The following is a 682-nucleotide window of genomic DNA, read 5'->3' as shown; positions in this document are numbered from 1 at the left end:
GTCGAAGTCGCGGAACTGCCGCGAGCCCTTGACCCAGATGTCGCCGGAGCGCAGGGCGTTCTTCAGCTCGGACAGGGCGCAGATTTCGTAGAATTTCCGGTCGAGGCCTTCCGGGGTGATCACCAGCGGCTTCCAGCGCGGCTTGATGAAGGCCGTGGGTGCATCGGCCGGCACCTTGCGCAGGTTGTCGGCGTTCATCTCACGCAGGGTCTGCACGGCTGCCAGCACGCCTTGCGCGGCCGGCGCGGCGCGCAGTTCCAGCACCTCCAGCAAGGCCGGCGTGTAACGGCGCAGGGTGGCGAAGTTCTCGCCGACCAGGTGCAGGTGGTCGAAGCCTTCCGGCCGGGCCAGCAGCTCGGCCTCGCTGACGCTCTCGGTGAACTCGTCCCAGGGAATCACCGCCTCGATGGCGGCATAGGGGTCGCTGCCGCTTTCCTTCGCTTCCAGCAGCGCCTGGCCGATCCTGGAGTACAGGCGCACCTTGTCGTTGATCGCCTTGCCCTGCTTCTGGAACTGCTGCTGATGCTTGTGCTTCGCGCCGCTGAACAGCTTGACCAGGATGCGGTCATGCAGATCGACCAGCTCATCGATCACGGTCGCGGTGCTCTCCAGCACCACGGCGGCCAGGGTCGCGTAGCGGCGCTGCGGCTCGAACTTACCGAGGTCTTTGGGCGTCATCTGC

At 66.1% G+C, this 682-nt stretch carries 1 pseudogene; it reads right to left on the bottom strand.

Annotation, left to right across the window (positions count from 1 at the left end):
* Positions 1-682 (bottom strand): annotated as a pseudogene (locus ACFFXY_RS25330) (Tn3 family transposase); the annotation flags it as partial.

The organism is Glycomyces mayteni (assembly GCF_042428885.1).
GTDB lineage: Bacteria > Actinomycetota > Actinomycetes > Mycobacteriales > Micromonosporaceae > Glycomyces > Glycomyces mayteni.
This window is presented reverse-complemented; position numbering and strand designations above follow the sequence as displayed.